Source organism: Rhizobacter sp. P3_B12, from assembly GCF_056402895.1.
Genome location: NZ_JBFUGN010000517.1, coordinates 1 through 4,333, shown reverse-complemented (window position 1 = coordinate 4,333; position 4,333 = coordinate 1). Strand labels below are relative to the sequence as shown.

Here is a 4,333-nt window from a genome sequence, read left to right as displayed (position 1 = left end):
GCGTGCGCCAGGCATACAGCCCGAGCAGGGCCGTCGCCAGCAGCAGCCCGATCGCGAGCCCCAGGAACCCGCGCTTCAGCCATTTCATCGTTCGATCCTTCTCGTTCGTGGCGGCTCAGCGTAGCCGGCCTCGATGAACAGCCGGCAGAAGTGCCTCATTTCGTGCGATCTGCGGCACGGCACCCTGTACAGAATGCCAGCGGATCTACACCTGAACACGCGCCGGCCGAAAGCCATGCACGTGAGTCACACGCCCACCGCCATGAAAAACGCACGCCTTTCGTTCGACCTCGACGCCACCGCGCTGCAGAACATCCCCGGGATGCCCCATGAGCGGCTGGCCCGTGTGGCCGCGCGGCGCGTGTTCGTCGAGATGAAGCAGTGCTTCATGGAATCGGCCTCGGGCCTGCAGGGCGCTTCGGCCGCGCTGCTGCAGCGCCAGCTGCGCATCGCGGGCGACATCGGCGAGCTGCTCGAACTGAGCGAAACGCTGCTCGCCGTTCTGCCGCCAGAACAATGCAAGGCGGTACGCCGCCAACTCGACGCCGCCTTCCCGATGGCCGGCCGCGACACCGAATTCGTGCCGCTGTAGGCCTGCCGATTCAGCCGCCGAGCGGCCCCAGGTAATCACTCTTCCCCAACTCGACGCCGTTGTGGCGCAGCAGCGCATAAATGGTCGTCGCGTGGAAGAAGAAGTTCGGCAGCACGAAGGTGCGCAGGTAGACCTCGCCCTTCAGCGTCAGCGGGCCGTCGCGGCGCGGGATCGTCACGTCCCGGTCGTCGCTGCCGATGATCTTCTCGGCCGGCACCGACTCCAGGAAGGCCACCGTCTTCGCGATGCGCTCGCGCAGCTCGGGCAGCGTCGTCTCCACGTCGTCGAACTTCGGCGCCTCGATGCCGGCCAGCCGGGCCGCGGCGAACTTGGCCGCATCGCTGGTCAGCTGCACCTGCCGGGTGAACGGCAGCATGTCGGGCGCCAGGCGCGTGCCGAGCAGCACCGCGACGTCGAACTTCTTCGCCTGCGCGCACGCTTCGGCCTTGTCCAGCCACTTGCCGACGTTGTCGAGGCTGCGCAGGAAGATCGGCACGCTGGCCGAGTACATGGTGAGGGGCATTGCGGTCTCCGGAGGTTGTGTGAGAAGGGGTGTGGGGCCGGATGCTAGCCGTCCTCGCCGCTTCCTGCTGGCGAGCATGCACAATCAAAGCCGTGAACATCATCATCCTCGACGACTACCAAGATGCGGTCCGCAAGCTCAGGTGCGCCCGGCGCCTGGAGCACTTGAATGCCAAGGTGTTCACCAACACCGTCAAGGGCATCGGCCAGCTGGCGGTGCGCCTGCGCGACGCCGAAGTGCTGGTGCTGATCCGCGAACGCACCCAGTTCCCGCGCCAGCTGCTCGAGAAGCTGCCCAAGCTCAAGCTGATCTCGCAGACCGGGCGCGTCGGCTCGCACGTCGACCTCGAGACCTGCACGCGCCTGGGCATCGCGGTGGCCGAAGGCGTCGGCTCGCCGGTCGCACCGGCCGAGCTGACCTGGGCGCTGATCATGTCGGCGATGCGCCGGCTGCCGCAGTACATCGGCAACCTGAAGCACGGCGCGTGGCAGCAGTCGGGCTTGAAGGCCGCCTCGATGCCGGCCAACTTCGGCCTTGGCATGGTGCTCAAGGGCAAGACGCTCGGCCTGTGGGGCTACGGCAAGATCGGGCAGCTGGTGGCCGGCTACGGCCGTGCCTTCGGCATGCAGGTGCTGGTGTGGGGCAGCGAGGCCTCGCGCGAGAAGGCGCGCACCGACGGCCACCAGGCCGCCGAATCGCGCGAGGCCTTCTTCGAGGCCTGCGACGTGCTGTCGCTGCACCTGCGGCTGGTCGACGCGACGCGCGGCATCGTGACCACCGACGACCTCGCCCGCATGAAGCCGACCGCACTGCTGGTCAACACCTCGCGCGCCGAGCTGGTCGAGGAAGGCGCGCTGGTCTCGGCGCTGAACCGCGGCAAGCCCGGCATGGCGGCGGTCGACGTGTTCGAGAGCGAGCCGATCCTGCAGGGCCACCCGCTGCTGCGCCTCGAGAACGCGGTGTGCACCCCGCACATCGGCTACGTGGAGCAGGACAGCTACGAGCTGTACTTCAGCGCGGCCTTCGACAACGTCATCAACTTCATCAACGGCACGCCGACGCAACTGGTCAACCCGGAAGCGCTGCGGGTCATCCGTTGAGCGAGCCGACACCGGAACCGCGCCAGCCGGGCTCGCTCGGCGAGCTGTTCCGCGTCTTCAACCGCCTCGCGCTGCAGGGCTTCGGCGGCGTGCTGGCGGTGGCGCAGCGCGAGCTGGTGGAGCGCGAGCGCTGGCTCKACCGCGACGAGTTCGTCGAGATCCTGTCGGTCGCCCAGGTGCTGCCGGGGCCGAACATCGTGAACCTGTCGCTGATGATCGGCGACCGCTTCTTCGGGCTGCGCGGCGCGTTCACCGCGCTGGCCGGCATGATGCTCGCGCCGCTCGTCATCGTGCTGGTGCTGGCCGCGCTGTACGCACGGGCCGCGCAGCAGCCGCTGGTCAGCGGCGCCCTGCGCGGCATGGGCGCGGTCTCGGCCGGGCTGATCATCGCGACAGGCCTGAAGCTCGCGACCAGCCTGAAGCGCAACGAGATGGGCCTGCCGCTCAGCCTCGCGATCGGCGCCTGCACCTTCGTGATGGTCGCGCTGATGCGCTGGCCGCTGGTGTGGGTGCTGGCGGGGCTGGGCTCGGTCGGCATCGCGGCGGCGTGGTGGAGGCTGCGGCGGTGAGCCTGTTCGACCTGCACGGGCTCACGGCCGGCGACTTGTTCGCACTGTTCAGCCACTTCCTGATGCTGAGCCTGCTGGCCGTCGGCGGCGCGATCACCACCGCGCCCGACATGCACCGCTACCTGGTCGGCGAGCGGCACTGGCTGAGCGACGACCTGTTCACCGCGTCGGTCGCGCTGGCGCAGGCGGCGCCGGGGCCCAACGTGCTGTTCGTCGCGGTGCTCGGCTTCAATGCGGCGGGGCTCGCGGGCGCGGCGGTCACGCTGCTGGGCATCATGCTGCCGTCGACCACGCTCGCGCTGTGGGCCACGCGCTGGGGCCATTCGCGGCGCGAGACGCTGGGCGTGCGGGCCTTCAAGACCGGCCTCGCGCCGTTGACGCTCGGCCTGCTGCTGGCCACCGGCTGGATCCTCGCCGACCCGGTGCGCGACCAGATCGGCGCGATCGTGCTGATCGGCGTGACGATCGCGGTGATGCTGAAGACGCGCCTGAGCCCGCTGTGGATGGTGGCGCTCGGCGCGGTGGTCGGCGCGCTGGGTTGGATCTGAGGCTGGACCTGGACCTGGATCAGGACAGCGCTTCGGCCACCAGCGCCGGCAGGTCGGCCAGGTCGTGCAGCAGTTCCGGCGACAGCCCGTCGGGCAGTTCGTCGAGCGCCGCGCCGCGCCACATCACCTCGGTGCTGCCGTTCGCGCCACGCTGCACCACGACGCGCAGCAGCAGGTCGGGCGATGCATCGGAGCTGGTCATCAGCACCGGCGTGCCGCCCTGCGTCGATTCGAAGACGATCACCAGGCGCTGGCGCTCGTTGTCCTCGCCGACGCTCTGCTGCAGCCGCACCAGCACCGGCATGCCGTGCCGCTCGGCACAGGCCTCGATGCGCTGCACCGTCTCGGTCACGCCGAATCGGCTGACGCTCGCACGCGTCAGGCGCTCTTCCGCACCGAATGCGCGGGTACCACCCAGGGCTGCGACGATCATCGCAATGCCACCGGTCATCCAGAAACGAAATGGGCTCTTCATCGGGGGTCTCCCTCGGGTCACCGACAGACGATAGGGTTCGAACAGCGGTACTTCAAGGGTCTGAATGTCAGTCAACGTCGCTCCACCGTTAAGGACGGTGTCTCCACGGTCACACTGTGCTCAACACAAGCGCAGAGTGTGGCCCCAACCGGTGACGCTTTGGTGAACTAGCTCCGAGCAATAGGGATATCCAACGAACATTCATGCGGCACCGCAGCACGCTGCAGGCCGCGAATTCACTTGGTTCCGAAGATCTTGTCGCCGGCGTCGCCGAGGCCCGGAATGATGTAGCCCAGCTCGTTGAGGTGGCTGTCGATGGCGGCCGTCCAGCAGCGCACATCGGGGTGGGCTTGCTGCAGTGCAGCGACGCCTTCCGGCGCCGCCACCAGCACCAGCGCGCGGATGTCGGTGCAGCCGCGGCGCTTCAGCAGGTCGATGGTCGCGATCATCGAGCCGGCGGTGGCCAGCATCGGGTCGATGATCAGCGCGGTGCGCTCGTCGAGGTGGCCGACGAGGTTCTCGAAGT

The 4,333-nt window shown here is 68.5% G+C and carries 7 protein-coding genes; 4 read left to right on the top strand and 3 right to left on the bottom strand.

Annotated features, from left to right (window positions below):
- Nucleotides 1-133 precede the first annotated feature (133 nt).
- The gene (locus tag AC1D01_RS22715) at nt 134-592 is read left to right on the top strand and encodes a hypothetical protein (RefSeq protein ID WP_477870307.1); all 459 of its coding nucleotides are present in this window, start codon (nt 134-136) and stop codon (nt 590-592) included.
- Nucleotides 593-602: 10 nt separating this feature from the next.
- On the opposite strand, the gene AC1D01_RS22710 is transcribed toward AC1D01_RS22715, so the two are convergent.
- The gene (locus AC1D01_RS22710; protein WP_477870306.1) at nt 603-1,115 is read right to left on the bottom strand and encodes a DUF1993 domain-containing protein; all 513 of its coding nucleotides are present in this window, start codon (nt 1,113-1,115) and stop codon (nt 603-605) included.
- 92 nt (nt 1,116-1,207) lie between these two features.
- Here AC1D01_RS22710 and AC1D01_RS22705 point away from each other — a divergent pair, with 92 nt between their 5' ends.
- Genes AC1D01_RS22705 through AC1D01_RS22695 form a run of 3 tightly spaced genes read left to right on the top strand, consistent with a single transcriptional unit; the run spans nt 1,208 to nt 3,332 of the window.
- Nucleotides 1,208-2,215 (top strand): D-2-hydroxyacid dehydrogenase family protein, encoded by a 1,008-nt coding sequence (locus tag AC1D01_RS22705; protein ID WP_477870304.1) that lies wholly within the window; start codon nt 1,208-1,210, stop codon nt 2,213-2,215.
- Nucleotides 2,212-2,784 (top strand): chromate transporter, encoded by a 573-nt coding sequence (locus tag AC1D01_RS22700; RefSeq protein WP_477870302.1) that lies wholly within the window; start codon nt 2,212-2,214, stop codon nt 2,782-2,784. The genes AC1D01_RS22705 and AC1D01_RS22700 overlap by 4 nt, the downstream gene beginning before the upstream one ends.
- A complete protein-coding gene (locus AC1D01_RS22695) occupies nt 2,781-3,332 on the top strand; it encodes a chromate transporter (protein WP_477870300.1) in 552 nt (183 codons plus the stop codon). Before AC1D01_RS22700 ends, AC1D01_RS22695 begins: the two co-directional genes overlap by 4 nt.
- Before the next feature lie 19 nt (nt 3,333-3,351).
- Here AC1D01_RS22695 and AC1D01_RS22690 read toward each other — a convergent pair whose 3' ends face one another.
- Entirely contained in the window at nt 3,352-3,807 is a 456-nt protein-coding gene (locus AC1D01_RS22690; RefSeq protein ID WP_477870298.1) for a DUF302 domain-containing protein, read from the bottom strand.
- Nucleotides 3,808-4,043: 236 nt separating this feature from the next.
- The coding region (gene upp / locus AC1D01_RS22685) for a uracil phosphoribosyltransferase (RefSeq protein WP_477870296.1) at nt 4,044-4,333 on the bottom strand (290 nt) is incomplete at its 5' end.

Excerpts from the sequence above, each read along its gene's own strand:
- AC1D01_RS22715 (WP_477870307.1), top strand. The coding sequence starts at position 134 with ATGAACAGCCGGCAGAAGTGCCTCATTTCGTGCGATCTGCGGCACGGC.
- AC1D01_RS22690 (WP_477870298.1), bottom strand. The coding sequence starts at position 3,807 with ATGAAGAGCCCATTTCGTTTCTGGATGACCGGTGGCATTGCGATGATC.
- AC1D01_RS22710 (WP_477870306.1), bottom strand. The coding sequence starts at position 1,115 with ATGCCCCTCACCATGTACTCGGCCAGCGTGCCGATCTTCCTGCGCAGC.